Annotated in this window: 39 protein-coding genes; 3 read left to right on the top strand and 36 right to left on the bottom strand. The window is 32.3% G+C overall.

Annotated features, from left to right (window positions below):
- Positions 1-102 precede the first annotated feature (102 nt).
- From rplQ to infA, 7 genes are all read right to left on the bottom strand, one after another.
- A complete protein-coding gene (rplQ, locus tag L8U98_RS04280) occupies positions 103-456 on the bottom strand; it encodes a 50S ribosomal protein L17 (protein ID WP_012660847.1) in 354 nt (117 codons plus the stop codon).
- A 3-nt stretch (positions 457-459) separates the two neighbouring features.
- A complete protein-coding gene (locus L8U98_RS04275) occupies positions 460-1,473 on the bottom strand; it encodes a DNA-directed RNA polymerase subunit alpha (RefSeq protein WP_263663730.1) in 1,014 nt (337 codons plus the stop codon).
- Positions 1,474-1,487: 14 nt separating this feature from the next.
- Entirely contained in the window at positions 1,488-2,114 is a 627-nt protein-coding gene (gene rpsD, locus L8U98_RS04270) for a 30S ribosomal protein S4 (protein WP_039617184.1), read from the bottom strand.
- 30 nt (positions 2,115-2,144) lie between these two features.
- Positions 2,145-2,537: a 30S ribosomal protein S11 gene (gene rpsK / locus L8U98_RS04265; protein ID WP_012660844.1), complete on the bottom strand. Its 393-nt coding sequence runs from the start codon at positions 2,535-2,537 to the stop codon at positions 2,145-2,147.
- A 9-nt stretch (positions 2,538-2,546) separates the two neighbouring features.
- Positions 2,547-2,912 carry a 30S ribosomal protein S13 gene (gene rpsM / locus L8U98_RS04260; RefSeq protein WP_012660843.1) on the bottom strand — a complete coding sequence of 122 codons (366 nt, stop codon included), beginning with the start codon at positions 2,910-2,912 and terminating at the stop codon, positions 2,547-2,549.
- A gap of 3 nt (positions 2,913-2,915) precedes the next feature.
- Entirely contained in the window at positions 2,916-3,029 is a 114-nt protein-coding gene (gene rpmJ, locus L8U98_RS04255) for a 50S ribosomal protein L36 (RefSeq protein WP_002781429.1), read from the bottom strand.
- Between the two features lie 174 nt (positions 3,030-3,203).
- Positions 3,204-3,422, bottom strand: coding sequence for a translation initiation factor IF-1 (infA, locus tag L8U98_RS04250; protein WP_012660842.1), 219 nt, complete (start codon positions 3,420-3,422; stop codon positions 3,204-3,206).
- A gap of 132 nt (positions 3,423-3,554) precedes the next feature.
- On the opposite strand from infA, the gene L8U98_RS04245 reads away from it, so the two are divergent.
- From L8U98_RS04245 to L8U98_RS04235, 3 genes are read left to right on the top strand one after another with little or no spacing between them, the layout of a single operon-like run.
- On the top strand, positions 3,555-4,844 hold the full coding sequence (locus L8U98_RS04245) for an MFS transporter (protein ID WP_263725019.1): 1,290 nt from the start codon (positions 3,555-3,557) through the stop codon (positions 4,842-4,844).
- Between the two features lie 53 nt (positions 4,845-4,897).
- A complete protein-coding gene (locus L8U98_RS04240) occupies positions 4,898-5,821 on the top strand; it encodes a cytochrome-c peroxidase (RefSeq protein ID WP_412175042.1) in 924 nt (307 codons plus the stop codon).
- Entirely contained in the window at positions 5,805-7,607 is a 1,803-nt protein-coding gene (locus L8U98_RS04235; RefSeq protein ID WP_263725017.1) for a methyl-accepting chemotaxis protein, read from the top strand. Before L8U98_RS04240 ends, L8U98_RS04235 begins: the two co-directional genes overlap by 17 nt.
- 16 nt (positions 7,608-7,623) lie before the next feature.
- Here the strand turns inward: L8U98_RS04235 and map are convergent, their stop codons facing one another.
- The 29 genes from map to rplC form a co-directional block, all read right to left on the bottom strand.
- A complete protein-coding gene (gene map / locus L8U98_RS04230) occupies positions 7,624-8,379 on the bottom strand; it encodes a type I methionyl aminopeptidase (protein ID WP_263675043.1) in 756 nt (251 codons plus the stop codon).
- A gap of 89 nt (positions 8,380-8,468) precedes the next feature.
- Positions 8,469-9,836: an L-serine ammonia-lyase gene (locus L8U98_RS04225; protein ID WP_263725016.1), complete on the bottom strand. Its 1,368-nt coding sequence runs from the start codon at positions 9,834-9,836 to the stop codon at positions 8,469-8,471.
- Positions 9,837-9,847: 11 nt separating this feature from the next.
- Positions 9,848-11,170: an aromatic amino acid transport family protein gene (locus L8U98_RS04220; protein WP_263682898.1), complete on the bottom strand. Its 1,323-nt coding sequence runs from the start codon at positions 11,168-11,170 to the stop codon at positions 9,848-9,850.
- Between the two features lie 61 nt (positions 11,171-11,231).
- On the bottom strand, positions 11,232-12,260 hold the full coding sequence (locus L8U98_RS04215; RefSeq protein WP_263725015.1) for a tRNA-dihydrouridine synthase: 1,029 nt from the start codon (positions 12,258-12,260) through the stop codon (positions 11,232-11,234).
- A 225-nt stretch (positions 12,261-12,485) separates the two neighbouring features.
- Positions 12,486-13,037, bottom strand: a complete 552-nt coding sequence (locus L8U98_RS04210) for a ribonuclease HII (protein WP_263679245.1) — start codon at positions 13,035-13,037, stop codon at positions 12,486-12,488.
- Positions 13,037-13,510 carry a DNA-deoxyinosine glycosylase gene (locus L8U98_RS04205; protein ID WP_263663721.1) on the bottom strand — a complete coding sequence of 158 codons (474 nt, stop codon included), beginning with the start codon at positions 13,508-13,510 and terminating at the stop codon, positions 13,037-13,039. Before L8U98_RS04205 ends, L8U98_RS04210 begins: the two co-directional genes overlap by 1 nt.
- A gap of 54 nt (positions 13,511-13,564) precedes the next feature.
- Entirely contained in the window at positions 13,565-14,212 is a 648-nt protein-coding gene (locus L8U98_RS04200; protein WP_012660833.1) for a ferritin family protein, read from the bottom strand.
- Between the two features lie 83 nt (positions 14,213-14,295).
- On the bottom strand, positions 14,296-15,327 hold the full coding sequence (locus tag L8U98_RS04195; protein WP_256374651.1) for a type II asparaginase: 1,032 nt from the start codon (positions 15,325-15,327) through the stop codon (positions 14,296-14,298).
- Between the two features lie 115 nt (positions 15,328-15,442).
- Positions 15,443-16,183 carry a glutamate racemase gene (gene murI / locus L8U98_RS04190; RefSeq protein ID WP_263663720.1) on the bottom strand — a complete coding sequence of 247 codons (741 nt, stop codon included), beginning with the start codon at positions 16,181-16,183 and terminating at the stop codon, positions 15,443-15,445.
- Between the two features lie 41 nt (positions 16,184-16,224).
- On the bottom strand, positions 16,225-17,487 hold the full coding sequence (secY, locus tag L8U98_RS04185; RefSeq protein ID WP_039667833.1) for a preprotein translocase subunit SecY: 1,263 nt from the start codon (positions 17,485-17,487) through the stop codon (positions 16,225-16,227).
- Positions 17,487-17,879 carry a 50S ribosomal protein L15 gene (gene rplO / locus L8U98_RS04180; protein ID WP_039617163.1) on the bottom strand — a complete coding sequence of 131 codons (393 nt, stop codon included), beginning with the start codon at positions 17,877-17,879 and terminating at the stop codon, positions 17,487-17,489. The genes secY and rplO overlap by 1 nt, the downstream gene beginning before the upstream one ends.
- Before the next feature lie 3 nt (positions 17,880-17,882).
- Positions 17,883-18,326: a 30S ribosomal protein S5 gene (gene rpsE, locus L8U98_RS04175; RefSeq protein ID WP_039617161.1), complete on the bottom strand. Its 444-nt coding sequence runs from the start codon at positions 18,324-18,326 to the stop codon at positions 17,883-17,885.
- Positions 18,327-18,342: 16 nt separating this feature from the next.
- Positions 18,343-18,699 (bottom strand): 50S ribosomal protein L18, encoded by a 357-nt coding sequence (rplR, locus tag L8U98_RS04170; protein ID WP_039617157.1) that lies wholly within the window; start codon positions 18,697-18,699, stop codon positions 18,343-18,345.
- A gap of 9 nt (positions 18,700-18,708) precedes the next feature.
- Complete coding sequence (rplF, locus tag L8U98_RS04165; protein WP_039617154.1) at positions 18,709-19,245, bottom strand: 50S ribosomal protein L6; 537 nt, start codon at positions 19,243-19,245, stop codon at positions 18,709-18,711.
- A 78-nt stretch (positions 19,246-19,323) separates the two neighbouring features.
- A complete protein-coding gene (rpsH, locus tag L8U98_RS04160) occupies positions 19,324-19,719 on the bottom strand; it encodes a 30S ribosomal protein S8 (RefSeq protein ID WP_039617152.1) in 396 nt (131 codons plus the stop codon).
- A 12-nt stretch (positions 19,720-19,731) separates the two neighbouring features.
- A complete protein-coding gene (locus L8U98_RS04155) occupies positions 19,732-19,917 on the bottom strand; it encodes a type Z 30S ribosomal protein S14 (protein WP_012660824.1) in 186 nt (61 codons plus the stop codon).
- Between the two features lies 1 nt (position 19,918).
- Entirely contained in the window at positions 19,919-20,464 is a 546-nt protein-coding gene (rplE, locus tag L8U98_RS04150) for a 50S ribosomal protein L5 (RefSeq protein ID WP_012660823.1), read from the bottom strand.
- 1 nt (position 20,465) lies between these two features.
- Positions 20,466-20,693 (bottom strand): 50S ribosomal protein L24, encoded by a 228-nt coding sequence (rplX, locus tag L8U98_RS04145; RefSeq protein WP_012660822.1) that lies wholly within the window; start codon positions 20,691-20,693, stop codon positions 20,466-20,468.
- Entirely contained in the window at positions 20,693-21,061 is a 369-nt protein-coding gene (gene rplN / locus L8U98_RS04140; RefSeq protein WP_012660821.1) for a 50S ribosomal protein L14, read from the bottom strand. Before rplN ends, rplX begins: the two co-directional genes overlap by 1 nt.
- A complete protein-coding gene (gene rpsQ, locus L8U98_RS04135) occupies positions 21,061-21,312 on the bottom strand; it encodes a 30S ribosomal protein S17 (protein WP_039617148.1) in 252 nt (83 codons plus the stop codon). The genes rplN and rpsQ overlap by 1 nt, the downstream gene beginning before the upstream one ends.
- A 9-nt stretch (positions 21,313-21,321) precedes the next feature.
- The gene (rpmC, locus tag L8U98_RS04130) at positions 21,322-21,507 is read right to left on the bottom strand and encodes a 50S ribosomal protein L29 (protein WP_012660819.1); all 186 of its coding nucleotides are present in this window, start codon (positions 21,505-21,507) and stop codon (positions 21,322-21,324) included.
- The gene (gene rplP, locus L8U98_RS04125) at positions 21,494-21,919 is read right to left on the bottom strand and encodes a 50S ribosomal protein L16 (RefSeq protein ID WP_012660818.1); all 426 of its coding nucleotides are present in this window, start codon (positions 21,917-21,919) and stop codon (positions 21,494-21,496) included. The genes rpmC and rplP overlap by 14 nt, the downstream gene beginning before the upstream one ends.
- Positions 21,920-21,921: 2 nt before the next feature.
- Positions 21,922-22,623, bottom strand: a complete 702-nt coding sequence (gene rpsC / locus L8U98_RS04120; protein ID WP_039617145.1) for a 30S ribosomal protein S3 — start codon at positions 22,621-22,623, stop codon at positions 21,922-21,924.
- A gap of 1 nt (position 22,624) precedes the next feature.
- Positions 22,625-22,999, bottom strand: a complete 375-nt coding sequence (rplV, locus tag L8U98_RS04115; RefSeq protein WP_039617143.1) for a 50S ribosomal protein L22 — start codon at positions 22,997-22,999, stop codon at positions 22,625-22,627.
- A gap of 9 nt (positions 23,000-23,008) precedes the next feature.
- Positions 23,009-23,290, bottom strand: a complete 282-nt coding sequence (gene rpsS, locus L8U98_RS04110) for a 30S ribosomal protein S19 (RefSeq protein WP_039617142.1) — start codon at positions 23,288-23,290, stop codon at positions 23,009-23,011.
- A 1-nt stretch (position 23,291) separates the two neighbouring features.
- Positions 23,292-24,122 carry a 50S ribosomal protein L2 gene (gene rplB / locus L8U98_RS04105; RefSeq protein WP_039617141.1) on the bottom strand — a complete coding sequence of 277 codons (831 nt, stop codon included), beginning with the start codon at positions 24,120-24,122 and terminating at the stop codon, positions 23,292-23,294.
- A 1-nt stretch (position 24,123) separates the two neighbouring features.
- Positions 24,124-24,405, bottom strand: a complete 282-nt coding sequence (locus tag L8U98_RS04100; protein ID WP_039617139.1) for a 50S ribosomal protein L23 — start codon at positions 24,403-24,405, stop codon at positions 24,124-24,126.
- Position 24,406: 1 nt separating this feature from the next.
- The gene (gene rplD, locus L8U98_RS04095) at positions 24,407-25,021 is read right to left on the bottom strand and encodes a 50S ribosomal protein L4 (RefSeq protein WP_039617137.1); all 615 of its coding nucleotides are present in this window, start codon (positions 25,019-25,021) and stop codon (positions 24,407-24,409) included.
- On the bottom strand, positions 25,018-25,593 hold the full coding sequence (rplC, locus tag L8U98_RS04090; RefSeq protein WP_012660811.1) for a 50S ribosomal protein L3: 576 nt from the start codon (positions 25,591-25,593) through the stop codon (positions 25,018-25,020). Before rplC ends, rplD begins: the two co-directional genes overlap by 4 nt.
- Positions 25,594-25,597: the final 4 nt, after the last annotated feature.

Here is a 25,597-nt window from a genome sequence, read left to right as displayed (position 1 = left end):
TAGTTAAAAAGATTAATAGTAGCAAAAAATGGATAAAAATACAAAAAATAGTAAGTAAATAAATAAAAATAAGAAGTTTTTAGCCTTTAAAAAGGCTAAAAATTAAGCTACAAATTCGATGAAAGCCATTTCTGCAGCATCGCCACGGCGGATTCTTGTTTTGATAATTCTTGTATAACCACCGTTTCTATCTGCAAATTTAGGTGCGATTTCTGTTACAAGTTTATTTGTAGCTTCTTTATCTTGCAAGCTAGCAAAAACTGCTCTATGGGCATTGAAATCACCTTTTCTTGCACGAGTGATCAATCTTTCAACATAACCTCTTAATTCTTTTGCTTTAGGTAATGTTGTTTCTATTTTACCTGCTTTAATAATAGCAATGGTAAGGTTTTTTAATAAGGCTGCACGGTGAGTAGAAGTGCGACCTAACTTTCTATATCCATGTCTATGTCTCATTGATTATCCTTCATTTTGTGCTTTTAATTCTGTAATTTTTCTTTTTAGCGTTTCTTTTGCACTATCACTGAGTTTTGAATTTCCTATAGGAAAACCTATAGATTCCATCACACTTTTAATCTCATCTAAAGATTTTTTACCTAGATTTTTTAAATCTGCAAGTTCGCCTACACTCATTAAAGCAAGCTCACCGATATAAACCACATTTGCTTTTTCTAAGCAATTAAAGCTTCTTGCACTTAAATTTAACTCAGTTATATTTTGAAGTAATTTTACGTGTTCTACTTCATTATTTTGTGTTTGGCTTCTTACAACGCTTTGAGCATTAGTGATTTTATCAAACACCGATAATTGTTTATACATTGCTTCTAAAGCATTTTTAAAAGCATCACTTGGTGAAATTTGACCATCAGTTGTGATTGTAAAAACAACTTTTTCATAATCTGGGTTATCTTCAAAAAGCACTTTTTCTATATCATAAACTGCATGTTTTACCGGAGTAAAGAATGCATCAAGTGCTATAAATTCAGGATCTAAGAAATTTTGCACTTCTTCAGAAGGTACATAACCTATACCCTTTTCAATGATTAAGGTAAATTCTAAATCTGCATCTTCATTGATCGTTGCAAGATAGCTATCTGCGTTCACAACCTCAACAACATCGTTATCTAAGTCTTTTCCGCAAATTTCTTTTGGTCCTTTAAAACTAAAAGTTATAACTTCTTTTTCAGAATCTGTTTTTAGTTTAAATCTTAATTTTTTTAGATTGATAATAAACAATGCTACATCTTCAAGCATACCACGCATACTATCAAATTCATGTGCTACGCCTTTGATTTTAACTCCTGTTGGAGCAAAACCTACTGTGCTTGAATAAAGCAAACGACGCAAAGGATGCGCCAAAGTAATAGCATAGCCAATTTCAAAAGGCCATGCACTTACTTTTGCTACTGTATCACTGATATTTTCAATACTAAACTCTGTTGGTGTATAAGCAGAAGTTGTAATATGTCTCATATCAAAAACCTTTATTATTTAGAGTACAACTCAACGATATATCTTTCCTCAACTGGAATGATAACTTCTTCTCTTTCAGGTTTTCTTGTAAAAATTCCAAATCTTTTATCTTTTTCTACATCAACCCAAGCAACTATACCAGTTTGAGCAGTAAGTTCGATCGCTCTTGAAATTTGAGGATTGTTTTTGCTTTTTTCAATCACTTCAATTTTTTGACCTGCTTCTACTCTATAACTAGGAATATCCACTCTTTTACCATTTACTAAAATATGTCCATGAGTTACAAGTTGTCTAGCAAAACGGCGTGTTGTAGCAAAACCCATTCTATAAACAACATTATCAAGTCTTTGTTCTAAAAGCTGGATTAAAAGCGCACCGGTGTTGCCATCTTTTCTAGCAGCTTCGCTAAATAATCTTCTAAATTGTTTTTCACTAACACCATACATAAACTTAGCTTTTTGTTTTTCTCTTAATTGAAGTCCGTATTCGCTGATTTTAGCTTTTCTTTGTCCATGCTGACCTGGTGCGTAAGGGCGTTTATCTAAAGCACTTTTACCTGCTAATCTTCTTTCACCTTTCATTGCCAAGCTTACGCCAAGTCGTCTTTCTAATTTCTCTACTGGTCCTCTATATCTTGCCATTATAATTCTCCTAAATCTTATATCTTATTCTTAGACACGACGACGTTTTGGTGGTCTACAACCATTATGAGCTAATGGGGTAATATCTTTTAAGAAAGTTACTTTAATACCTTCCATAGCACCTACACTCTTAACCGCTGTCTCACGACCACTTCCTGGTCCTTGTACTTTAATACCTACTTCTTTAATACCATGTTCTTTTGCTTTATTTAAAGCATCTTCTACTGCTTGTTGTGCTGCATAAGGAGTTGATTTTTTAGAACCTTTAAATCCTAAACCACCTGCACTACTCCAAGCGATAGCATTTCCCATTTCATCAGTTACAGTAACCATAGTATTATTAAATGTTGCACTGATATAAACTATACCTTTAGCTATATTTTTTTTAACTACTTTTTTCTTAACTACTTTTCTTTTTGCCATTTTCTATCCTTATGATTTTGCACCAACGGTTTTTCTCTTACCTTTTCTAGTTCTGGCATTTGTTTTTGTTTTTTGACCACGAACCGGTAAGCCTTTTCTATGTCTTAAGCCTCTAAAGCTTCCTAGATCCATTAATGCTTTGATATCCATAGCAACTTGTTTTCTAAGATCACCCTCAACCATATAGTTTTCTTGAATTTCTTTACGGATAGCTGCTGCTTCATCTTCACTTAGTTCATGAACTCTTTTATCGTAAGAAATTCCTGTTTTATCTAAGATTTTTCTTGAAGTATGCAAACCTATACCATAAATATAAGTCAAACCATATTCAATTCTTTTTTTCTTTGGTAAATCCACACCTGCAATACGAGCCATAAATTATCCTTGTCTTTGTTTGTGTTTTGGATTTTCGCAAATAATGCGAACTACGCCTTTACGACGAACTACTTTGCATTTGTCACACATCTTTTTAACAGATGGTCTAACTTTCATGCTTTACTCCTGTTATTGTAAATTCCACTTTTTTTACAACTGCACCAGGTTTTTAGAGCAACCAACTATTTTCAAAATAAGTGGTGATTTTGAAAATACTTCTTCATACAGTTTTATTGCAATTTCTGCAAAAGTGCTAATTATACTTTACTTTTGCTTTTAAACAACTTAGACTTATTTGTATCTAAATGTAATACGACCCTTATCAAGGCTATAAGGTGTTAGTTCCACTTTAACTCTATCGCCAGGCATAATCCTAATATAATGCATACGCATCTTACCTGCAATATGGCAAAGTATCACATGTTTATTATCTAATTCAACTTTAAAAGTTGCATTAGGTAAAGCTTCGATTACATTACCATCAATTTCGATAATATCATCTTTTGCCAATGCTTTTCTCCTTTCTACAAAATACAAAGCTATTATTTTATCACAATTTTTCTTTTTAAATTTTTAATATTTTTTACAAACTACGGCATTTTTTATTATAATTACCAAAACACTATAAAAGAAAGTATTTAAATGCTAAAAAGTTTAAAAAGAAAAGATTATAAAACACTTTCCTTATCTTCTTTGGGAGGAGCTTTAGAATTTTATGATTTTGTGATTTTTGTCTTTTTTGCTAATTATATTTCAAGAAATTTTTTTCCAAGCGATATGAGTGATTTTTGGAAACTTTTAAATACTTATGGAACCTTTGCAGCAGGATATTTGGCTAGGCCACTTGGTGGTATAGTTATGGCGCATTTTGGTGATAAATTTGGCCGTAAAAAAATGTTTATGCTAAGCATATTACTCATGGTGTTTCCAACTTTTTCTTTAGCTTTTATACCTACTTTTGAAAGCATAGGTTATCTAGCTCCGGTATTTTTACTACTTGTTAGAATAGCTCAAGGTGTAGCTATAGGCGGAGAATTACCTGGTGCTTGGGTATTTGTAAAAGAACATGCGCCTGATGGGAAAGATGGTTTTTGTGTTAGCGCTATTAATGCTTCTATGGCTTTTGGAATTCTTTTAGGATGTGCTGTTGCATTGGTAATTAATCATTGTTTTGAGCAAGAATCAATTTATGATTATGCTTGGCGTATTCCTTTTGCTATAGGTGGATTTTTTGGCGTTATTTCTATATATCTTAGAAAATTTCTAGAAGAAACACCGATTTTTCAAAAAATGCATCAAGAAAATAATTTAGAAAAATTTCCGCTAAGGACACTTTTTAAAGAAAAAAATATTTTTTTAGACATCATCGCCTCTATGCTTTTAACATGGATGCTTACAGCTTGCGTGATTATACTCATTTTACTTATGCCAAATTTTATACCTGAGGTTTTAGTTCTTGATAAAACAGATGCTATTTTAATACAAATGATTGCGATAATAATTTTATCTTGTGGAACTTTGCTTGCTGGAATTTGGGTAGATAAATTTGGCTTTTTAATCACTAGTTTGATATTTACAATAGGTTTTAGTCTTTCTTGCTTTTTTTATTTTTATTTTTTCTATGCTCAAATTTTACATTTAAGTATATATTTTTATTTTATTGCATGTTTTTTTGGCGGTATTAATGCCTTAGCGCCTATTTTAATGTGTAAAATTTTTAAACCAAGTATTCGCTTTAGTGGAATTTCTTTTTCTTATAATATAGCCTATGCTATAGCAGGTGGTTTTACACCTCAGCTTGTATTTATGTTGCATTCTTTAGCTATAAGACCTGAGAATCCTTTTGTTTATGGAATTTTTATTTATATTTTATTTTTATCATTTATAACACTTCTAACCACTGTATTTACTTATAAAAGATTAAGATTTTAGTGCTATAATTAATAAAAATTATTAACTAAAAATTTATAAAATAAAGGAAAATGATTATGAAAGCTTTTATTATTTTAATATTTTCTTTACTACCACTTTTAGCACTTGAAATGATTACCCCTTTGCCTGAAAGCATTCCCTATGATAAAGAAAAAGCTACCTTAGGTAAAAAGCTTTACATGGATACAAGTTTATCAAAAGATAAAAAAGTATCCTGTAATACTTGTCATGATATTACAAAATTTGGAGTTGATAATAAAACTTTTTCAACGGGTATTAATGGCATAATAGACGAACCATTTCATACACCTACAAATTTCAATGCTGTTTTTAATCTATCTCAATTTTGGAGAGGTAATGCAAAAGACTTGCAAGATCAAGCCAAACATCCTTTATTAAATCCCAAAGAAATGGGCTTAAAAGATAAAAATGAAGTAGTACAAATTGTAAAAGCTAACCCAATTTATGAAAAAGAGTTTAAAAAACTTTATGGAGAAATTAGCTTTGAAAATATAACACACGCTTTAGCTGAGTTTCAAAAAACCTTACTCACTCCAAATTCTCCTTTTGATCGCTACTTAAAAGGTGATAAAAATGCAATAAGCGAGCAAGCAAAAAGAGGTTACAATGCTTTTTTATCAAATGGTTGTATAGCATGCCATCAAGGTCAAAATATAGGTGGCAATATGTATCAAAAAATGGGCGTATTTGTGCCTTATGATAATGGAACAAACTGGAAAGGGCGCTATGAGATTACCCAAGATCCTCATGATCAATTTGTAGTAAAAGTGCCAAGCCTTAGAAATATAGCCAAAACTGCTCCTTATTTTCATGATGGCTCCATGCCAACACTTGATGCTTGCGTGCAATTTATGGCTTATTATCAACTTGGTAAATTTTTAGAACAAGATGTGGTTGATGATATAGTTGCTTTTTTAAATTCTTTAACAGGAGAATACCATGACCCACTCAAATAAAAAATCTTTTTCTTTTTTAAAACAATTCATCACTTTATCTATAGTGGTTTTGGTATTACTTTTAACTTTGACTTTATTTATCTTTAATACCTACAACACCACAAAAAGAAATTCACTCATCATGGGTTCTTTTCAAAAATTAGAAATTCTAGATACCAAAATAGATGAGATTTTTAAAAATAAACTTAACTTGCAAAATTACGATACTAGTGTTGCTTTGGTAGAAGATTTTGAAAATACTTTAGCAATTTTAAAAGCCAATAAAATAGACACTAAAAAAATACAAACGATTTTTGAGAAAAAAAATGCTCAATTACAGCATTTTAAATCAGCTAATTCTATTGCTATAAATTCAAAACTTTATCTTTATGAAATTCAACAAGAAATCATTAAACAAACAAACAAGCTAGCACTTACTGCTCAAGAAGCTAGACAAATAGAATCTATCGGGGATATATTAAGCATCATAGGAACTATGGATATACTAGAACCTTTAGCACAAAATCGTCTCCAAAGTTTAGTAGCAAATTTAAACACAAACGATCCACAGCTTCCACAAGAATTATTTGAACTTTTTAGCACACATTGTAAAATGATACTAAGTCAGATTAAAATTTTAAAAGATAATTCTCAAAGTTTTCTTGATCAAGAATTACAAAAAGAAATCATATCTCATAAAAATTTCATTGCTCAAGAAATTAATCTTAACAACAAATACAATCTTTACACCGCTATAGGAATTTTCTTATTCACCTTAGCTGTATTGATTTTCTTCATACTTTTAACATTAAAAAAAGTAATCATACCTATATCTTTACTTGAAAAACTAAGTGCAAACTTAGCTGGCGAGCATGCGAATTTAAGTGCAAGATTAGATATTGATAAAAAAAGTGAATTAGCAACAAGTGCTGGCTATATAAACTCTTTTATACAAATAGTGCAAAATTCGGTTTTAGAAGCTATACAAACTGCAAATTCAAGTCACAAAAGCTCACAAAAGCTTTCTCAAAATGCTGAAGTTTTACAGCAAAGTTCACTTTTACAACATGAGCAAATTTCTAATGTCCATGAAATAAGTTCTATCTTAGAAAGTCATATAGACTTAACACAAAATTTAGCTAAAAACACTATAAATGATATGCATGGTATGCAAGAAGTAATGGCTAAAGTTGAGCTTACACTTAAAGAATTAGTAGAGCTTATATTGTTAAGTGGTGAAAAAGAACAAAGTGTTTTAAGTGCTATGGATATGCTAGTACAAAGTGCTGATAGCATAGTAGAAGTTACTACAACCATAAAAGATATAGCCGATCAAACCAATTTGCTTGCGCTAAATGCAGCTATTGAAGCAGCGCGTGCAGGTGAACACGGACGTGGCTTTGCTGTAGTTGCTGATGAAGTTAGAAATCTAGCAGATAAAACCACAAAATCTTTAGTTGCTATAGAAACTACTGTAAGAACTATAGTGCAACAAATCAATGACAATAAAAGTTTGATGGATGGAATTCATCAATCCATGAATGATACTTCTAATAAAGCTAATATCTTGCAAGGTGAGGTTGGAACTTCTATAGAAAAATTAAAAACAAGTATTCATTCTACTAAAATCATGGAAGAAAAAAGCGATGAATCAAAAGCTAAAATGAATGAACTAGAACAAAATATAGAAAAAGTAACTGAGCTTGCAAATTGTGTTAAAAACTACTCCCTTGATTTAACGCAAATTTCACAAGATGTTTTAGAAAATGCTTCTAAACTTTCAGAAAAATTAAAAACATTCGAGTAAGAAAGATTAAACTTTCTTACTTAGATAAAATATCTGCCTTACCATTTATAATAGCAACACAATGCTCATAATGAGCAGCATTTAAACCATCTTTGCTTCCTGCTTCCCAATTACCTTTTAAATGCACCGGTGTACCATCTTTTTGACACACCATAGGCTCTATGCAAAATACCATGCCATTTTTGATTTTAGGTCCACTTTTTGCGCTAGCTCCTGGTTCTAAATAATTTGGAATTTCAGGCTCACCATGGGGTTTTTTACCTATACCATGACCACAATAACCTTTCAAAGGCACAAAACCTCTTTTAGCAATAAACTCACCAAGTTCATAAGAAAGCTCTTTAAAGCGCATACCCTCTTTGATAATATCTATAGCATAATACAAAGCATCTTTAGCACAAGCAATTAACGCCTCATCAGTAGCTGAAATTTTACCTATAGGTATAGTCCTTGCTGCATCTCCATAATATCCATCTATGCAAGTACCCACATCAAGCCCTAAAATATCGCCTTCTTTTAAAATACGCTCATCGCCTACACCATGAATGCAAGCTTGATTAAGCGAGATACAAATACTGCCTGGAAAACCATACAAACCTTTAAAAGATGGTTTTGCACCATGATCAAGTATAAATTCTTCCGCTTTAATATCAATTTCTTTTAAACTCATACCCGGAACTATGATAGTTTCTAGATAATCAAGCGTTCTAGCTACAAGTTCATTTGCTTTGCGTAGTTTTTCTATCTCTGCTGGTTTTTTGATTTCTATCATTTATATTTTCCTTAAAATTTTTGAAAATTTAGCATTTATGCGCTTTTAAAAGCTTTAAGGAAAAACCTTAAGTTCTAAAACTTAAGGTTTTAACATACACTTGTAAGATTGGTAGCTAAACCACCTAAGGAAGTTTCTTTGTATTTTGAGTTCATATCCTTGCCGGTTTCATACATAGTTTTTATAACCTCATCAAGACTTACTTTTGGGGTTGATTTTCTACTCATTGCCATTCTAGCAGCTGAAATAGCTTTAATCGCTCCAAAGGCATTTCTTTCTATGCAAGGAATTTGCACTAAACCACTTACTGGATCACAAGTTAATCCTAAATGGTGTTCCATCGCAATTTCAGCAGCATTACAAGCTATCTTTGCATCAAAACCCATCACAGTAGCCATAGCTCCTGCTGCCATAGAACTTGCACTACCAATTTCAGCTTGACAGCCAGCTTCAGCACCACTTATGCTTGCATTTTTCTTATAAAAAGAACCTATTAACATAGCAGTTAGTAAAAAATTAATAGCCTTTTCATCATTAAAACCAACCGTATGGTTTTTAAGATAAAGCATTACAGCAGGCACAACAGCACAAGCTCCATTAGTTGGAGCAGTTACTACTCTAGCTCCACTTGCATTTTCCTCTGCAATAGCAATAGCATATAAAGAAATAAAATCAATAATCCCCAAAGGATCGCTTGTCATAGCCAAACGCTCATTAAGCCCTTTTGCACGGCGTTTTAAGTGCAAATTTCCTGGAAGAAAATCTGAACTTGGATGAATACCATTATAATAAACTTCTTGCATTACTTCCCAAATTTCTAAACAATAAGCTCTAATTTCTTCTTTGGTGTGAAATTGAAGCTCGTATTCATAAGAAAGTTTTGCTAGATCCCATGATCTTTCTTCACAAATTTTTAAAGCATCACTTGCATTATTAACATCAAGTTCTAATTTAGTATGTTTTTGCTCGCAAGCTCCGTCTTTGTGTTTTTGAAGCTCAGCTTCACTCATAACAAAACCACCACCCACTGAATAATAAATTTCTTCAGCAATGACTTCTCCATTTTCATCATAAGCGCTTACTTTTAACCCATTTTCATGCAAAGGTAAAAAGTCTTTTTCAAAAATCAAATCTTTATCATAATCAAAATTTAATTCTTTTTGGGCATTTAAAACTAAAATTTTATCTTGTAAAATTTTATTAAACACACGATCTTGCAAAGCAGCATTGAGTTCTTTTGCCCTTAAGCCACTCAAACCCCATATAATAGCCTTATCACTTAAATGGCCTTTACCAGTAAGTGATAAAGAGCCATAAAGTTTGATTTGAATTTTTGTAATTTGCGTGATTTTATCTTTAATCTTTTCACAAAACATATTACCCGCTAGCATTGGTCCTAAGGTATGAGAAGATGAAGGACCAACACCAACTTTAAATATACTTAAATTACTACTCATTCACTAACACCTTAAAAAGTATAAATTACAGTGATAATTGTCAAAATACCTGTGATAAATACAAATGCATCTAAAGCTTTATTTTGGAATTTTTTCATTTTAGAAACAGTGTAAATTGCAATCATAGGCATTAAGAATAAGATTGCAGCAATAATTGGACCACCTAAGCTTTCAATAAAACCTAAAATGCTTGGATTTACATAAGCAGTAATTAACATAACAATATACATTACTAAAGTAGAATAAACTGCGATTTTTTTCAAATCAGGGTTTTCATTACCTGCTAATTTGCAGCATTTTCTAACTATACCATAAGCACCTTCTCTAGCACCAAAATAATGACCAAAGAATGAACTAGAAATCGCTAAAAATGCGATTAATGGACCACCATAAGAAATAAATGGATTATCAAGCTTATTAGCAAAATAAGAAAGCACAGGTATGTTTTGCGCTCTAGCTTCAGCAAGTTCAGCTGGAGTTAAAGAAAGCACACAAGATACCACAAAAAACATAACAAAAGCAAGTAACATTACAGAGGTTCTAAGCAAAATTTGATTTGCTTTTTGTACCGAATTTTCAGGATATTCTCTTTTTACACTTAGAGAAAAAGTAGAAATAGCCGGTGAGTGATTAAACGAAAACACTAAAACTGGTAAAGTTAGCCACACTATAGTGATAAATTCTTTCGTACCAGGAATAGCACTAAAACTTTCAAATGACCATTGTGGAATAAGATATAAAGAAAATAAAAATAAAATAGCACATAAAGGATACACAAGCCATTCGCATACTTTAGTGATTAATTCTTCACTAAAAAGCATAATAAGCATAAAAATACTTACCAAAACAAAAGCAAAAAGCGCTCTATAAAAAGGAAGTAAATTAGCTATAGTTTTTCCTTGTTCATTAACACTTGTTTGATACATAGCACTAATTGCACTTGCAAAAGAACCATTTGGATCTAAAAGTGGTAAGAATTGATTATAAATAAAACTCTCAAAAGTATTAGTTATACCTACACAATACGCTAAACAAATTGGGAAAATTGCAAAGAAATAAAGCACAGAAATAAAAATACTTACTTTTCTACCAAAATACTCTTCAGCCGCATGAGTAATGTCTTTATCATTGCCATTTGCTTGGCATACAAAACGGCTTAAGGCTCTATGGCTTAAATATACCATTGGAAAAATAATCAAAGCCATCACAACAACTGGCCAAAAACCACCAACACCCGCCTTAATAGGTAAAAATAAAATCCCCGCACCAACTGCAGTCCCAAAAAGAGAAAGCATCCAACGCGTATCAAAAGAATTCCACTTAAGATTATCCATATTTTCTCCTTGTAAAAAATAATAAAAAAAGCTTTTACCTAAAAAAACTTTTTGTATTATTTTACAAATATGCTCTGGAGTAATTTGGCATAATTTTTTCTCTTTCATTTAAAGCAACTGCGGCTTCATTTGCAAAATTTGGATTTCTTAGTAATTTTCTACCATAACAAACCAAATCACACACCCCACCCAAAAGCAAAGCCTCGCCTTCACTAGCACTATTTATAAGACCTACACAAGATATAGGAATTTTAACAACTTCTTTTAAGGCCTTAGCATAAGGAGCTTGATAAAGTGGTGCTATGTTTGGCACTAAAGAAGGTTTATTGATATTTCCTCCTGCTGAAACATCTAGCATATCAACGCCTAATTTTTCTAAAATCAAGGCAAGTTTTTTACTATCTTCTAAATTCCAACCACCTTCTTGCCATTCCGTAGCTGAAATTCTTACAAATAAAGCAATATCAACTTCTTTTTTTATGCGCTTAGTAATATCACACAAAAGACGTATTCTATTTTCAAAACTACCACCATATTCATCATCTCTTTGATTTGATAAAGGCGATAAAAACGAACTAAGCAAATATCCATGAGCACTATGAAGCTCTACTGCATCATAACCTGCTTCTTTAGCTCTTTTAGCACTTTGAATAAATTCTTGCTCAATTTGTAAAATTTCATCTTTGCTTAAAACATGAAGTTTGGAAAATTTTTCACTAAAAGCTATATTGCTTGGGGCTTTTGATATGGCTTCTTTACACGAATTTTTACGGCCACTGTGATTTAGCTGAATGGCAATTTTAGCACCAAAATGATGACAAAGCTCAACAAGCTCTTTATGTCCTTGAATTTGAAAATCTCCCCAAAGACCTATATCATTATCAGCTATTTTTGCATTTTCATTAATCGCACAAGCTTGAACTATGATAAGCCCAACACCACCCAAAGCTCTGGCTCCATAATGTATCAGGTGAAATTGATTAATCTTACCATCTAAAACTTGTGTTTCATACATATCCATAGGGGGCATTACAATGCGATTTTTTACATAAAAATTTCCAATCTTTAGCTCACTTAAAAGTAAAGACATGATACCCCTTGAAATATTTTTATATTACTATAATAGAAAAAAATTAATTTTTCTTAAAATACATTGTATTTTTAATTGATATTGTAAATTTTAATAATTAATTATCAAAAAAATATTTTTTGAATATATTTTTTTATCTTAATAATAATATTTCAAATGTTAATTTTTCTATTTTTTTCAAAGAAAATGAAAATTTAAAATAAAAAAGTGTAAAAACCACACATTTTAGTCAAATAAGCTTTTCTCAAAACACTTTAGCATAAAGCTTTTGCGGTGCAAGGGCGAATAACCAAATGCTTTAATTTTTTCTATATGAGCTTTTGTGCCATAACCTTTGTGTTTATCAAAATCATAATGATTATATAATTTAGAAAAATAACACATTTTTTGATCACGACTTACCTTGGCTAATATACTAGCTGCTGAAACTTCTTGTACTTTCATATCAGCCTTAATCATGGTTTTTATGCCTAAAACTCCATAATTTAAATTTCCATCATATAAAATCTCATCTTGATTAAAATGTTTTTTGATGATTTTTAAAGCCAGCTGTAAACACTGACTAAGCCCTAAAGTATCAATCTGCAAAGGTGAAAAAGCAAGGATTAAAAAATTTGAGCTAGAAAGAATTTGCTCATATAATTCTTCTCTTTTTTTTGCGCTTAATTTTTTAGAATCAGCCAAACCATCAATATTTTTTAAAAGCTTACAAGCTCCTATGTGCATATCTCCAGCCAAAGCCCCACGCCCAGCCTCATCTACTCCAACTAAAGCCATTATCTTTCCTTTATAATGCTATATTTTTCTACTAAATTTTCTAAAGAATAATTCATATTAGCAGGTGAACTTGAAGGGAGTTCAAAAAATTCTTGTTCAGGATAAAATTTAGCAAAATATTTACTTGCAACTTTACCTAATACACAAATTTTTTCTATATTTGCCTTATCTAAAATTATATTTATATCATTTGCTTTAGCATAAGAAATAGTTTTATCGTCTGAATTTTTTATCTTACAACTTGCTATAACATCCCAAAGTGCTATATGATTTGCTTTTAAAAAAGCTTTTTGAACTTGTACTGTTTTTAACTCACACTCAAATAATATTTCAAAAATACGCCAAAAACGATTTTTGCTATGTTGATAATAAAAATTTTCTTCTCTTGATTTAATAGATGGGAAAGAACCTAGTATTAAAACTTTTGAGTTTTCATCAAAAAAAGGTTTGAAAGGATGAGTTAGAATTTGCATATTAAACCTTGATAAAAATAAAATATTTTATCATTTTTATCAAGGTTTTTAAAATTATCCTAAAAATTCGCGTTTGAAGTATTCTTTTGGAGCTTTACATAAAGGACAGGCATTTGGTGCTTTTTTACCACGGTGTATATGCCCACAAACTTCACAAACCCATAATTCTTCTACTTCTGAATTAAAGAAATCTTCTTCTTCAAGCATTTTTTTAAGCGCTAGATATTCTCTTTCATGCTCAATTTCTACTTTACCTATAGCTGTAAATAATCTTGCTATATTTCTTTTGCCCTCATCTTCTGCGATTTTTGCAAAATTTGGATACATAGTAGTATGCTCATAATTTTCACCCTCTGCTGCGCAGATTAAATTTTTAGCAGTTTCTTCTAAAGCTTTACCATCTACTAATTCATGATAAGCTTTAAATTCAGCTCTTGCGTGCCATTTTTCATTTTCTGCAGCTTCTCTAAAATGTTTTGCAATAGCATGCCAACCTTCCTCTTGAGCAATATCTGCAAATAAATCATATTTATTTCTTGCCATAGATTCGCCAGCAAAAGCTTTCATTAAATTTACAGCTGTTAAATCTTTAGTAATACACTCCATTTCTTGACCACAGCAACTAAGCTTTCCACCACCTACATTTTGTACTTCTACTTCATTGCCACATTTTTGGCATTTATAACTTTCATATTGTTTCATTTAATATCCTTGTGATTAATTAGGTAAGATTTTTATTGAAAAATCCACCCAAATGTTATTGTAGCATTTGAGTGTTTAAGATTTTAGTATTTTAAGAAATATTCTTGAATTTTCTTAGGATCACTTGTTTTAGTTAGGGCAAGCATTAATAATACTCTAGCTTTTTGAGGACTCATATCACCTGTATCAATGAAACCAAGTTTTGCATCAGCATCACTTACTGCAACTCTACCAGCTACTACGCGTGAGCTTACCGCTACATTAAGACCTTTTTTAAGCAATTCTTTTAACACATCTTTTTGATAATCATGAATACTACCAGCACCTGTTCCAGCTACAACTATACCTTTGGTTCCATTTTCAAACAAAGCTTTTGCTGCAACACCACTACCATCATTTGCATAACTATAAAGAATATCTACTTTTGGTAGTTCTTTTAGTTTGCTAACATCAAATGGAGATTTTTTGGTGTGTAATTTTGTATTAGTATTATAGAAAAATGCTTTTCCATCTACTATATAACCCATATCACCCATATCTGGTGAGCTAAATGCATTTACATTTAAACTATGAGTTTTCATAACGCCTCTAGCACTTTGAATTCTATCATTCATAGCCACCATTACGCCTTTATTTTTTGCTTGAGGATTTGCTGCTAATGCTACAGCGTTGTAAAGATTTTTAGGACCATCTGCACTAATTGCAGTTGATGGGCGCATTGCACCAACCAAAACAACAGGCTTGTCGCTTTTTACGGTTAAATTTAGGAAATATGCAGTTTCTTCCATAGTATCAGTACCATGAGTAATTACAACTCCATCTACATCAGATTTTAAAAGTCTATTAACTTCTTTAGCAAGTTTTAGCCAAATTTCATTTGTCATATCTTTGCTATCAATATTAGCAATTTGATCTCCGCTAATTACTGCCAAATCTTGAATTTGAGGTACTGCCTTAATCAAAGCATCAACCCCCAAAACTCCAGCTGTATAACCTGTAGTAGCTACTGAACTATCAATCGAACCAGCGATGGTTCCACCTGTAGCTAAAATCGCAACTTTTGGTTTTGCTTCCAAAATTCCTGCTCCTAAACTTAGTGCCATAGCTGCACACATTAACATTTTTTTCATGTTAGTCCTTTCATTAGAAATGATAAAGATTATAATGCAACTATGTTTAAATAAAAATAAATTATAAATATAAAAAATACTTTAGTAAACAACCATTAATTTAAAGCCATAAATTTGCAATTTTTTTTAGTTTTTCTACATCACTTGAAGCATAAAATTCAATATTAGCTTCTTCTTGGATTGATGTTAAGTTAAATTCTTGCTGTAATTGCAAAGCTATAGCTTCACCTGAATGAATAAGTTTTGTGTTTTTACCAAAATACTCTTCCAAAGAATGAGCGATTAAGGGAAAATGTGTGCATGCTAAGATTAAAGCATTAGGGTGAAATTTGAGCTTATTAAAATAATACTCAAAAGCAGCTTTTAAAAAATCTCCTTGAAAAATCCCTTCTTCAACCATAGGTACAAAAAGCCCAGTTGCTTTTTCTTCCACTTTTAAAAAACCTTCTTTGATTAAAGCTTGTTTATAAGCGTGAGAATCCACGGTAGCTTGTGTTGCAATGACTAATATATTAGAGTTTTTATCTTCTAAAGAGTTTTTAACCGCTAAAACTCCTGCTTCTATAACTCCAAGAACCGGAAATGGTGCATTTGCTTTTAGAATTTCTAAAGCATGCGCACTAACTGTATTGCACGCAATAATAAGCATATCGACTTTTTTTTCTTTGAAAAATTCTAAAGCTTCTAGGGAAAATTTAATGATGGTTTCTTTATCTTTAACCCCATAAGGCACTCTTGCAGTATCCCCATAGTAAATATATTCTTTAAAAAGTTTTGCTTGAAGTAAAGATTTTAAAACACTAAGCCCACCTACACCGCTATCAAAAACGCCTAGTCTCATCAAAATCCTTTAAAAAGGAAGAAAGTAGAAAATCTACTTTCTTATAAGCCTACTGCACTTAAAGTTTGGTATTTATTCATATAAATTTGAGCTTCGATTTTTCTCATTGTATCAAGTGCTACTTGAACTACAATCAAAACAGAAGTTCCACCAAAATAAAAAGGCACACCAAACAACTTCACAATAAGCCATGGTAATGTAGCTACAAGCCCTAAATAAATAGAACCTGACAAGGTAAGTCTTGACGCTACTTCATTAAGATAATTTGCAGTTCCTTCACCTGGTCTAATACCTGGTATGAAACCACCTTGTCTTTTAAGATTTTCAGCTATATCTTTTGCATTAAATACAATTGATGCATAAAAATACGCAAAGAAAATAACAAGTAAGAATGTTAAAATATGAAAGAAAAATCCATTTGGATTTAAAAAGTCATAAATTTTTAACACATATTCATTTGTACTTGTTTGTAAAATAGTACTTGGAAACATCAAAATCGCACTTGCAAAAATAGGAGGAATAACACCACTTAAGTTGATCTTAATAGGTATATAGTTCATAATGCGTTTGTTTTGATTTTGCATGATTACTTTTCTTGAGTAAGAAATAGGAATTCTTCTTTCTCCAAGTTCTACTACTATAATAGCCCAAATAGTAAGTAAAATTACAACTAAAATGGCAATGATAGTCAAGAAATTCATCTCACCTGTATTTACCAAATTTACTGTTCCACTAATTGCACCTGGAATTGTAGAAACAATACCACCAAAGATAATTAAAGAAATACCATTTCCTATACCGCGTTGAGTGATTTGCTCACCTATCCACATCAAAAGCATGGTACCTGCAAGCATAGAAACAGCAGAAAGTGCGATAAAAGTATTCATATCAATCATAATGGCTGATTGACCTGCTTTTCCATGAAGACTTTGCAAGCCTATAGAAACGCCTATACTTTGTATCAAAGTGATAGCTATAGTAGCATAACGGATAATTTGCATATATTTTTGCATACCATCGCGTTCTTTTTTCATTTTTCCTATATTAGGAAAAGTTGCCGCTAAAAGCTCCATAATAATCGAAGCAGTAATATAAGGCATAATGCCTAGAGAGATGATGCTAAGTCTTTCAGCAGCACCCCCACTAAACATATTAAACAAGCCTAATGCATTAGATGCATTAGAATCAAAAAATTCCTTGATAACACTGACATTAACCCCCGGAACTGGAACATAAGCTAATATTCTATAAGCGAATAAAAAAGCCAATGTTATGAGAATTTTATTTGTCAATGTTTTATTCATTATTTTTGTCCGCTAAAAGTAATCTTCTCGTCTTTAATTTTACTAGCAAGATCTTTAGCGCTTGCTCCAATAAGCTTAACTTTATTTACATTTTTTGAAAGCTTATGAATGCTATTGATTGTTTCAAATGTAATTTCGCTAAGCTCTTTGATTGCTGTGATTTTTTCAACATTAATCACATAAGGTTTTTCAAATTTAGAAGTAAAGCCTACCTTTGGTAAACGTCTTTGAAGTGGTTGTTGACCCCCTTCAAAACCTCTTTTTTCATTATAACCTTTTCTAGCAGTTTGGCCTTTTCCACCTTTAGTAGAAGTTTTACCCATACCACTACCTTGACCACGGCCTATTCTTTTGGTTTTATGTGTTGAACCTGGTGCTTTTGTTAAATTCATTGATTATCCTTTAAGCATTGTAAGTGCTTTGATAGTAGCACGCACAACATTTGCTGAATTATTTGAACCTAAAGACTTAGTTAAAATGTCTTTAATACCTGCAAGTTCCACGATAGGACGTGTTGAACCACCTGCAATAACCCCTGTACCTTCGCTTGCTGGTTTAAGTAAAATTCTACTTGCGTTGTATTTTACTTCTACATCATGAGGGATAGTTGAACCTTTTGTTTTAACTTCAACAATGTTTTTAAAAGCATCATCAACTGCTTTTCTTATAGCATCTGGAACTTCTTTAGCTTTTCCATAGCCCACACCAACTAAACCTTTTCTATTTCCAACGATAACTAAAGCAGTAAATCTAAATCTTCTACCACCTTTAACAACCTTAGTAACCCTGCCGATATCGACGATTACTTCTTCAAATTCTTCTCTATTATATTTTTCCATCGATCTTCCTTTTGGGTTATAGTTTGATTCCGTTTTCTCTTAGTGCTTCAGCTAAAGCTGCAATCACACCATGGTATAAATAACCATTTCTATCAAACACTGCTTCTTCTATGTTTTTAGCTTTTAAAACTTTTGCAAATTCAGCTGCTATTTTTTTAGCGCCTTCTTTATTTGCTTTAACACCAATTTTTCTTCCATCTACTGCTGCTAAAGTTACTGCTTTAACATCATCGATAGCTTGGATATATAAAGTTCTGTTTGATTTGAAAACAGAAACTCTTGGAAGAGCTTGTGTTCCTGAAATTTTTGCTCTAATTCTTTTTTTTCTTTTAATTCTTAAAGATATTTTTCTTTTTAATACATTTGCTCTCATATTCTATCCTTACTTCTTAGATGTCTTACCAGCTTTGCGGATAATACGCTCATCTGAATATTTAACACCTTTTCCTTTGTAAGGCTCAGGTGGTCTAAATTCACGAATTTGAGCAGCAACTTGACCTACCACTTGTTTATCACTACCTTTGATAATAACATTGTTTTTATCAACAGTAATTTCTATGCCTTCTGGAATAGCATAGTTGATAGGATGAGAAAAACCTAAAGCAAGTTCAAGAACTTTACCTTTTAATGCAGCTTTATAACCAACACCATTGATTTCTAAAGTTTTGCTAAAACCATCAGTTAAACCGATGATGATGTTTTGAGCTAAAGCTCTATAAGTTCCCCAATAAGCTCTACTTTGTCTATCTTCACCTTTAGGAGAGAAAAGAATTTGTCCTTCTTTAATCTCAACATTAACATTTGCTTTTGTATCAAGCTCTTTTGCTAAATTTCCTTTTTTGAATTTTAGCAAGTTACCTTCTAATTTTACTTCTACTCCACTTGGAATAGCAACTGGTTGTTTACCTATACGAGACATTCATTTTTCCTTTTTACTTGTCTACGATATGACTACTTTATAAGAATGGATACCGAATACCATAAAAAGTAGAAACTCTTACCAAATAGTACATAAAACTTCGCCGCCAACGCCTGCTTTGTAAGCTTCGTCGTTAGCTAAAACACCTTTTGAAGTGCTTACTACGATAGTACCATAACCGTTTTTAAATCTTTTGATCTCATCTTTGCCTTTATAAACACGACGACCAGGTTTAGAAATACGCTTAACTTCGTTAATTACGCTTTTACCTTTTTCATCGTATTTTAAAACTACATTGATGAATTTCTTTTTATCCTCTTCAATAACATTAAAGCTTTCAATATAACCTTTAGCTTGGAAAATTCCAAGTAAAGCTTCGATAACTTTAGAATGCAAAAGTTGAGTAGTTTCTAATCTTCTCATCCCTGCATTTCTAATTCTTGTTAGTGAATCTGAAATTAAATCATTTATCATGGTTCTTTCCTCTTACCAACTTGCTTTTTTAAGACCAGGAATTAAACCTTCATTTGCCATTTTTCTTAAGCAAACTCTACAAATTCCAAAATCTCTATAAACTGAATGTGGTCTTCCACAAATTTGGCATCTAGTATACCCTCTAACGCTAAATTTAGGTTTGCGGGCAGCTTTTGCAATCATTGATTTTTTAGCCATATTACTTTCCTTTTGCAAATGGCACGCCAAATAATTCTAATAATTTTTGTGCCTCTTTATCTGATTTTGCTGTTGTAACGATAGAAATGTTCATACCATGAGTTCTTAAGATTTTATCATATTCAACTTCTGGGAACATTAACTGCTCATCTAAACCAAAGTTATAGTTTCCTCTTCCATCAAAACCATCTCTTGGAAGACCTCTAAAGTCTTTAACACGAGGAAGAGCTATAGTAATAAGCTTATCTAAGAAAGCATACATATTGTCTTTTCTTAATGTTACCATTACACCTACTGGGAAGCCTTCTCTCACTTTAAAACCAGCAACTGATTTTTTAGCTTTTGTGATAACTGCTTTTTGTCCAGCGATCAATGAAATAGTATCTGCAACATTTTGTAATACTTTTTGATCTTTTGCTAATTCCCCAGCACCTACGCTGATTACAACTTTTTCAATAAAAGGAATAAGCATAGGATTTTTGATATCAAATTCTTTTACTAAAGCAGGTTTGATATTTTGAGTATATTTTTCTTTTAATCTCATCATCTTATTCTCCTGCCTTTGCTACATTTGAAATATCCATTGGCATTTCTTTATTGATAAAACCGCCGTTTGGATTTTTATCACTTGGCTTAACAGCTTTTTTAGCGATTTTGCAACCCTCAACAATTACTTTATTTGTTTTAGGAAATACTGCTAAAACTTTACCTGTTTTGCCTTTGTCATCGCCTGCGATAACTTTTACCATATCATTCTTTTTAATTTTTAATTTCATTACAACACCTCCGGTGCTAGTGAAACAATTTTCATAAAGCCACCATATCTTACTTCACGACCTACTGGTCCAAAAATACGCGTTCCGATAGGCTCTCTTTTAGCATCAAGAATAACTGCTGCATTTTCATCAAAACGAATTAAAGAACCATTATCTCTATGAATTTCTTTTTTAGTTCTAACGATAACTGCTTTTACTACTTGACCTTTTTTAACTTTACCATTTGGTAGAGCTTTTTTTACAGATGCAACGATTACATCACCAACAGTAGCGTATCTTCTTTTACTACCACCTAAAACCTTAATACACATTAATTCTTTTGCACCGCTATTATCAGCAACTGCAAGCCTAGTAAAACTTTGAATCATTACTCAACTCCTGCTGATACTATAGTTTTTAAGCGAAATGATTTTCTCTTAGAAAGTGGTCTACATTCAATAGCAACTACAGTATTTCCCACTTTAAGTTCATTTCTTTCATCATGAATTAAATATTTTTTAAAGCGTTTTACGATTTTTCTGTATTTTGGGTGAACCACTTTTCTTTCAACCAAAATTGTTGCTGTTTTATCTCCAGCAATTTGAACAACAACGCCTTGAATTTCTCTTTTAAATGCCATTTTCTATCCTTATTTTAAAGCGCTAATTGCAGTATTGATTCTAGCGATGTCTTTTTTAACTTCGCTAATCTCTTTAGGATTAGTTAGCTGCATTGTTTTTAGCTTTTGTCTTAAAGTAAATAAAAGCACCTTTTTTTCTTTTAGCATTGTTGCAAGCTCACCTGCTGTTTTATCTTTAATCTCAGTATATTTCATTTTGGCTCTCTCTTGTAACAAACTTAGTTTTAAATGGCAATTTGTGCATCGCTAAAGTTAAAGCTTGTCTTGCCATTTCTTCATTAACTCCTGCCATTTCATAAATGATACGACCTGGTTTAATGTTCATTACCCATTCCTCAACTGCACCTTTACCTTTACCCATACGAGTTTCTAAAGGTTTTTTAGTTAGAGGTTTATCTGGGAAAACTCTAATCCAAGTTTTACCTTGTCTTTTTACAAAACGAGTTAAAGCAATACGAGCTGCTTCGATTTGACGTGAATTGATACGACCAGCTTCAGTTGCTTTTAGGGCAAAATCACCAAAAGTAAATTCAGTCCCTCTGTTGGCATAACCTCTGTTACGCCCTTTCATCATTTTACGATATTTTGTTCTTTTTGGCATTAACATGATTATTTACCTCTTCTTGCTCTTCTAGTTTTTTTAGCTGGAGCGTTTTCTTCGGTTTTTTCAGGTTGAACACCCTTTTGTAAAACTTCACCTTTGAAGATCCATACTTTAATACCTATGTTTCCATAAGTAGTGTGTGCTTCTGCAAAACCATAATCGATTTTTGCTCTTAAAGTGTGAAGTGGAACACGACCTTCTAAGTACCATTCAGTTCTTGCCATTTCAGCACCACCTAAACGGCCTGAAACTGAAACTTTAATCCCTTTAGCACCTGCTTTTTGCGCTCCTTGAATTACTTTTTTCATTGCTCTTCTAAAAGCAATTCTTTTTTCAAGTTGAGTAGCAACACTTTCAGCTGCAAGCTGAGCTGAAGCACCTGCTTTTCTTTCTTCTTTGATATTGATATTAACTTCTTTTTTTATTAAATCTTGAAGTTCTTTTCTTAAAATATCAACATCACTACCTTTTTTACCAATAATAATCCCTGGTCTTGCAGCTACAACAGTTACTCTTAATTTTTTCGCTGTTCTTTCTACAAGAATTTGGCTAATTCCTGCATAATAAAGTTTTCTTTTTAAGAAAGTTCTGATTTTATAATCTTCACCAATATTTTCTGCTAAATTAGCTTTTGTAGGAAACCATCTTGATTCCCAATTTCTATTAATTCCTAGTCTTAAACCAATCGGATTTACTTTTTGTCCCATATTAGCTTTCCTTTTTCACTGATGCTTTTTTAGCTTTTGTAGTTTTTTCAGCACTTGCTTCTACTTTACTAACTTCTACCAAAATGTGTGAAGTTGGCTTTCTAATACGACTAGCACTTCCTCTAGCTCTTGGTCTAAATCTTTTTAAAACCGCACCAGCATCAACACGACAACTTGAAACAACAACTTCATTTGCTTCAAATCCGCCATTTGCTACAGCACTTGAAATAGCATTTGCTATAAATTTAGCACCTTTATTTGGCATAAATTTCAAACTAGCTAATGCAAGCTCTGCATTCATACCTTGAACTTCTCTAGCAATCAATCTCGCTTTAGTTGGAGATAATCTTATGAATTTAATTAACGCTCTACTCATAAATCTCCCTTACTTACCTATTTTTTTCTGAACAGAGCCTTTGTGACCCTTGAATGTTCTAGTAGGTGCAAATTCACCTAATTTGTAACCGATATGATTTTCAGTAACATATACTGGGATAAAGCTTTTTCCATTATGAACATTAAAAGTTAAACCTATCATATCAGGTATAATAGTGCTGCGTCTTGACCAAGTTTTAATTGGCTTACCATCGTTAGCTTTTTTAGCAGCGATGACTTTTTTCATTACATGGTCATCAACAAAAGGACCTTTTTTTAGTGACCTAGCCATCTTACTTTCCTTTTCTTCTTGAAATTATTAGCTTATCGCTAGCTTTTTTACGGCGAGTTTTAGCACCTTTAGTTGGTTTACCCCATGGAGTAACTGGATGACGGCCTGAATTTTTCTTACCTTCACCCCCACCGTGCGGGTGATCAACTGGGTTCATCGCAGAACCTCTTGTTTGAGGACGAATACCTCTATGGCGATTTCTACCAGCTTTACCAATAGTCACGTTTGACCATTCTTCATTACCAACTTCACCGATACTTGCCATACATTCAGCTAAAACTTGTCTCATTTCACCACTTGCAAGTCTTAAGATAACGTATTTTTCTTCTTTACCCATTAATTGAGCATAAGCACCCGCTGAACGGATCATTTGACCGCCTTTGCCTGGTTTTAACTCGATATTGTGTACGATAGTACCCACTGGGATATTTCTTAATTTCATTGCATTACCTGGTTTAATGTCAAGTCCGCTTTCAGCAGCACAAACAACATCGCCAACACTTAAACCTTTTGGTTGTAAGATGTATCTTTTTTCACCATCTCTATAAGAGATTAATGCGATACGACAATTTCTGTATGGATCGTACTCGATTGCTTCAACTTTACCTTCAATACCAAATTTTCTTCTTTTAAAATCTATAATTCTGTAAAGTTTTTTAGCACCTGCTTCTTTATGACGGCTTGTGATTCTACCATTATTGTTACGACCTGCATGAGCTGGAAGTTTTACAAGTAATGAACGCACACTAGCTTTTGCTGTGATATCATCAGAGCTTACACCTGTGATATATCTTCTACTTGGAGTATATGGTTTATAAGTTTTAATTGCCATCTTATGCCTCCGAACTTTCTAAGCTCACACCTTCTGGTAGCTTAACATAGAATTTTTTAAAGCTATTTCTTTGACCTTCACGACCTCTAAAACGCTTTACTTTTCCATCCATTTTTAAAGAATTAATTCTTACTGGAGTTACACCAAAATATTCTCTTAAAACTTCTTTTAGACCATTTTTAGTCATTTTTGGAGAAGTTTGAATAACTACAACACCTTGCTCTTGAAGGTTTAAGCTTTTTTCAGTGTAAAGTATTGTTTTTATATCAGTAATATCTGCCATTTTAACCCTCTTTTACGATAGATTCAAGCGCTGCTTTTTCAATGATAACAGCATTAAATACAGATACTAAATAAGCATTTACTTCGCTAATATCAACTACATAGCAATTTGCTAAGTTTCTAAAAGCAAGAAGTGTTTTTTCATCTAGTAAATCTTTTACAATTAAAGCATCTTTTAAACCAAGCTTTTTAATAACTGCATTTGCATCTTTTGTTTTACCGCTTTCAATGCTTAAACTATCTACTGAGAATAATGCATTGTTTTGTGCTTTATCAGCCAATGCTCTTTCAAGCGCTAAGCGTTTTTGTTTTTTATTAACTTTTTGGAAATAGTTACGATTGTTTGTAGGACCAAATGCCACAGCACCACCAACCCAAACATTCGTTCTTGTTGAACCTGCTCTTGCACCACCACGACCTTTTTGTCTCCATGGTTTTTTACCACCACCGCTTACATCGCTTCTACCTTTAGTATGAGCTGTGTTTGCTCTAAGGCTAGCAAGATAAGATTTTACATATAAATAAAGGTTGTGAGGATTAACTTCTGCATATTTTGCTGGAAGATCGAGTTCACTAGCTTTTTCAAATTTATCATTTAAAACAGTTACTTTACTCATTTTGCAATCCTTATTTTACCCATAGCACCATTAAATCCTGGTACCGCACCTTTTACTACTAAGATGCCATTTTCTTCATCAAATGAAACTACTTCATTTTTAACAGTAACTTTTACATTACCATAATGACCTGCCATTTTCATACCTGGTTGAACACGACCTGGCCATTCGCGGTTACCGATTGATCCGTGACGTCTGTGGAATCTTGAACCGTGACTTGCAGGACCTCCAGCAAATCCGTGTCTTTTAACAACCCCACTATAACCTCTACCTTTAGAATTAAAGCTTACTTTTAAGATAGAAGCTTCTTTTAAAGGATTAAGATCAATATCGCCTGCTTCTGTGTTTGCCACTTCTAAAGAAGCAAATCTATTATATTCAGCTGAAAGATTGTATTTTTTTTGCTGACCTGCAATGCATTTATTATTTGCTTTGCCTTTTACATAAGCAACCAAAGCTTTTCCATTTTCTACTTCACATACTTTAGTTTGAACAAGTTTAAGTAAGGTTACAGGAATGCTTGGTGTGCTGATTGTTCTACTCATACCAATTTTTTCTACAATGTATTCCATATTC

Source organism: Campylobacter sp. RKI_CA19_01128, assembly GCF_025771175.1.
Classification (GTDB): Bacteria; Campylobacterota; Campylobacteria; order Campylobacterales; family Campylobacteraceae; genus Campylobacter_D.
Note: the sequence above shows the minus strand (reverse complement) of the source record. Positions and strands in the feature narration are given on the sequence as shown.

Bases quoted from the DNA above. Each gene is read 5' to 3' on its own strand.
- L8U98_RS04100 (WP_039617139.1), bottom strand. From the start codon at position 24,405: ATGGCAGATATTACTGATATAAAAACAATACTTTACACTGAAAAAAGC.
- rpsD (WP_039617184.1), bottom strand. From the start codon at position 2,114: ATGGCAAGATATAGAGGACCAGTAGAGAAATTAGAAAGACGACTTGGC.
- rplF (WP_039617154.1), bottom strand. From the start codon at position 19,245: ATGTCTCGTATAGGTAAACAACCAGTTGCTATTCCAAGTGGAGTAGAA.
- L8U98_RS04205 (WP_263663721.1), bottom strand. From the start codon at position 13,510: ATGCAAATTCTAACTCATCCTTTCAAACCTTTTTTTGATGAAAACTCA.
- L8U98_RS04225 (WP_263725016.1), bottom strand. From the start codon at position 9,836: ATGAGTAGTAATTTAAGTATATTTAAAGTTGGTGTTGGTCCTTCATCT.
- rpmJ (WP_002781429.1), bottom strand. From the start codon at position 3,029: ATGAAAGTTAGACCATCTGTTAAAAAGATGTGTGACAAATGCAAAGTA.
- secY (WP_039667833.1), bottom strand. From the start codon at position 17,487: ATGAATAAAACATTGACAAATAAAATTCTCATAACATTGGCTTTTTTA.
- map (WP_263675043.1), bottom strand. From the start codon at position 8,379: ATGATAGAAATCAAAAAACCAGCAGAGATAGAAAAACTACGCAAAGCA.
- rplX (WP_012660822.1), bottom strand. From the start codon at position 20,693: ATGAAATTAAAAATTAAAAAGAATGATATGGTAAAAGTTATCGCAGGC.
- rpsM (WP_012660843.1), bottom strand. From the start codon at position 2,912: ATGGCTCGTATTGCAGGTGTGGATTTACCAAAGAAAAAAAGAATTGAA.
- L8U98_RS04200 (WP_012660833.1), bottom strand. From the start codon at position 14,212: ATGAAACAATATGAAAGTTATAAATGCCAAAAATGTGGCAATGAAGTA.
- L8U98_RS04195 (WP_256374651.1), bottom strand. From the start codon at position 15,327: ATGTGTGCAGCTATGGCACTAAGTTTAGGAGCAGGAATTTTGGAAGCA.
- rpmC (WP_012660819.1), bottom strand. From the start codon at position 21,507: ATGAAATATACTGAGATTAAAGATAAAACAGCAGGTGAGCTTGCAACA.
- rpsK (WP_012660844.1), bottom strand. From the start codon at position 2,537: ATGGCAAAAAGAAAAGTAGTTAAGAAAAAAGTAGTTAAAAAAAATATA.
- rplR (WP_039617157.1), bottom strand. From the start codon at position 18,699: ATGAGAGCAAATGTATTAAAAAGAAAAATATCTTTAAGAATTAAAAGA.
- rplP (WP_012660818.1), bottom strand. From the start codon at position 21,919: ATGTTAATGCCAAAAAGAACAAAATATCGTAAAATGATGAAAGGGCGT.
- rplC (WP_012660811.1), bottom strand. From the start codon at position 25,593: ATGGAATACATTGTAGAAAAAATTGGTATGAGTAGAACAATCAGCACA.
- L8U98_RS04215 (WP_263725015.1), bottom strand. From the start codon at position 12,260: ATGTCTTTACTTTTAAGTGAGCTAAAGATTGGAAATTTTTATGTAAAA.
- rpsS (WP_039617142.1), bottom strand. From the start codon at position 23,290: ATGGCTAGGTCACTAAAAAAAGGTCCTTTTGTTGATGACCATGTAATG.
- rplB (WP_039617141.1), bottom strand. From the start codon at position 24,122: ATGGCAATTAAAACTTATAAACCATATACTCCAAGTAGAAGATATATC.
- murI (WP_263663720.1), bottom strand. From the start codon at position 16,183: ATGAGACTAGGCGTTTTTGATAGCGGTGTAGGTGGGCTTAGTGTTTTA.
- rpsQ (WP_039617148.1), bottom strand. From the start codon at position 21,312: ATGGCATTTAAAAGAGAAATTCAAGGCGTTGTTGTTCAAATTGCTGGA.
- L8U98_RS04235 (WP_263725017.1), top strand. From the start codon at position 5,805: ATGACCCACTCAAATAAAAAATCTTTTTCTTTTTTAAAACAATTCATC.
- L8U98_RS04155 (WP_012660824.1), bottom strand. From the start codon at position 19,917: ATGGCTAAAAAATCAATGATTGCAAAAGCTGCCCGCAAACCTAAATTT.
- rpsE (WP_039617161.1), bottom strand. From the start codon at position 18,326: ATGGAAAAATATAATAGAGAAGAATTTGAAGAAGTAATCGTCGATATC.
- rplE (WP_012660823.1), bottom strand. From the start codon at position 20,464: ATGATGAGATTAAAAGAAAAATATACTCAAAATATCAAACCTGCTTTA.
- L8U98_RS04275 (WP_263663730.1), bottom strand. From the start codon at position 1,473: ATGAGACATATTACAACTTCTGCTTATACACCAACAGAGTTTAGTATT.
- rpsC (WP_039617145.1), bottom strand. From the start codon at position 22,623: ATGGGACAAAAAGTAAATCCGATTGGTTTAAGACTAGGAATTAATAGA.
- rplO (WP_039617163.1), bottom strand. From the start codon at position 17,879: ATGAATTTAACAAAAGCACCAGGTTCAACACATAAAACCAAAAGAATA.
- rplV (WP_039617143.1), bottom strand. From the start codon at position 22,999: ATGAGTAGAGCGTTAATTAAATTCATAAGATTATCTCCAACTAAAGCG.
- rpsH (WP_039617152.1), bottom strand. From the start codon at position 19,719: ATGATAAATGATTTAATTTCAGATTCACTAACAAGAATTAGAAATGCA.
- rplD (WP_039617137.1), bottom strand. From the start codon at position 25,021: ATGAGTAAAGTAACTGTTTTAAATGATAAATTTGAAAAAGCTAGTGAA.
- L8U98_RS04220 (WP_263682898.1), bottom strand. From the start codon at position 11,170: ATGGATAATCTTAAGTGGAATTCTTTTGATACGCGTTGGATGCTTTCT.
- rplN (WP_012660821.1), bottom strand. From the start codon at position 21,061: ATGATTCAAAGTTTTACTAGGCTTGCAGTTGCTGATAATAGCGGTGCA.
- rplQ (WP_012660847.1), bottom strand. From the start codon at position 456: ATGAGACATAGACATGGATATAGAAAGTTAGGTCGCACTTCTACTCAC.
- L8U98_RS04245 (WP_263725019.1), top strand. From the start codon at position 3,555: ATGCTAAAAAGTTTAAAAAGAAAAGATTATAAAACACTTTCCTTATCT.
- L8U98_RS04210 (WP_263679245.1), bottom strand. From the start codon at position 13,037: ATGGCTTTAGTTGGAGTAGATGAGGCTGGGCGTGGGGCTTTGGCTGGA.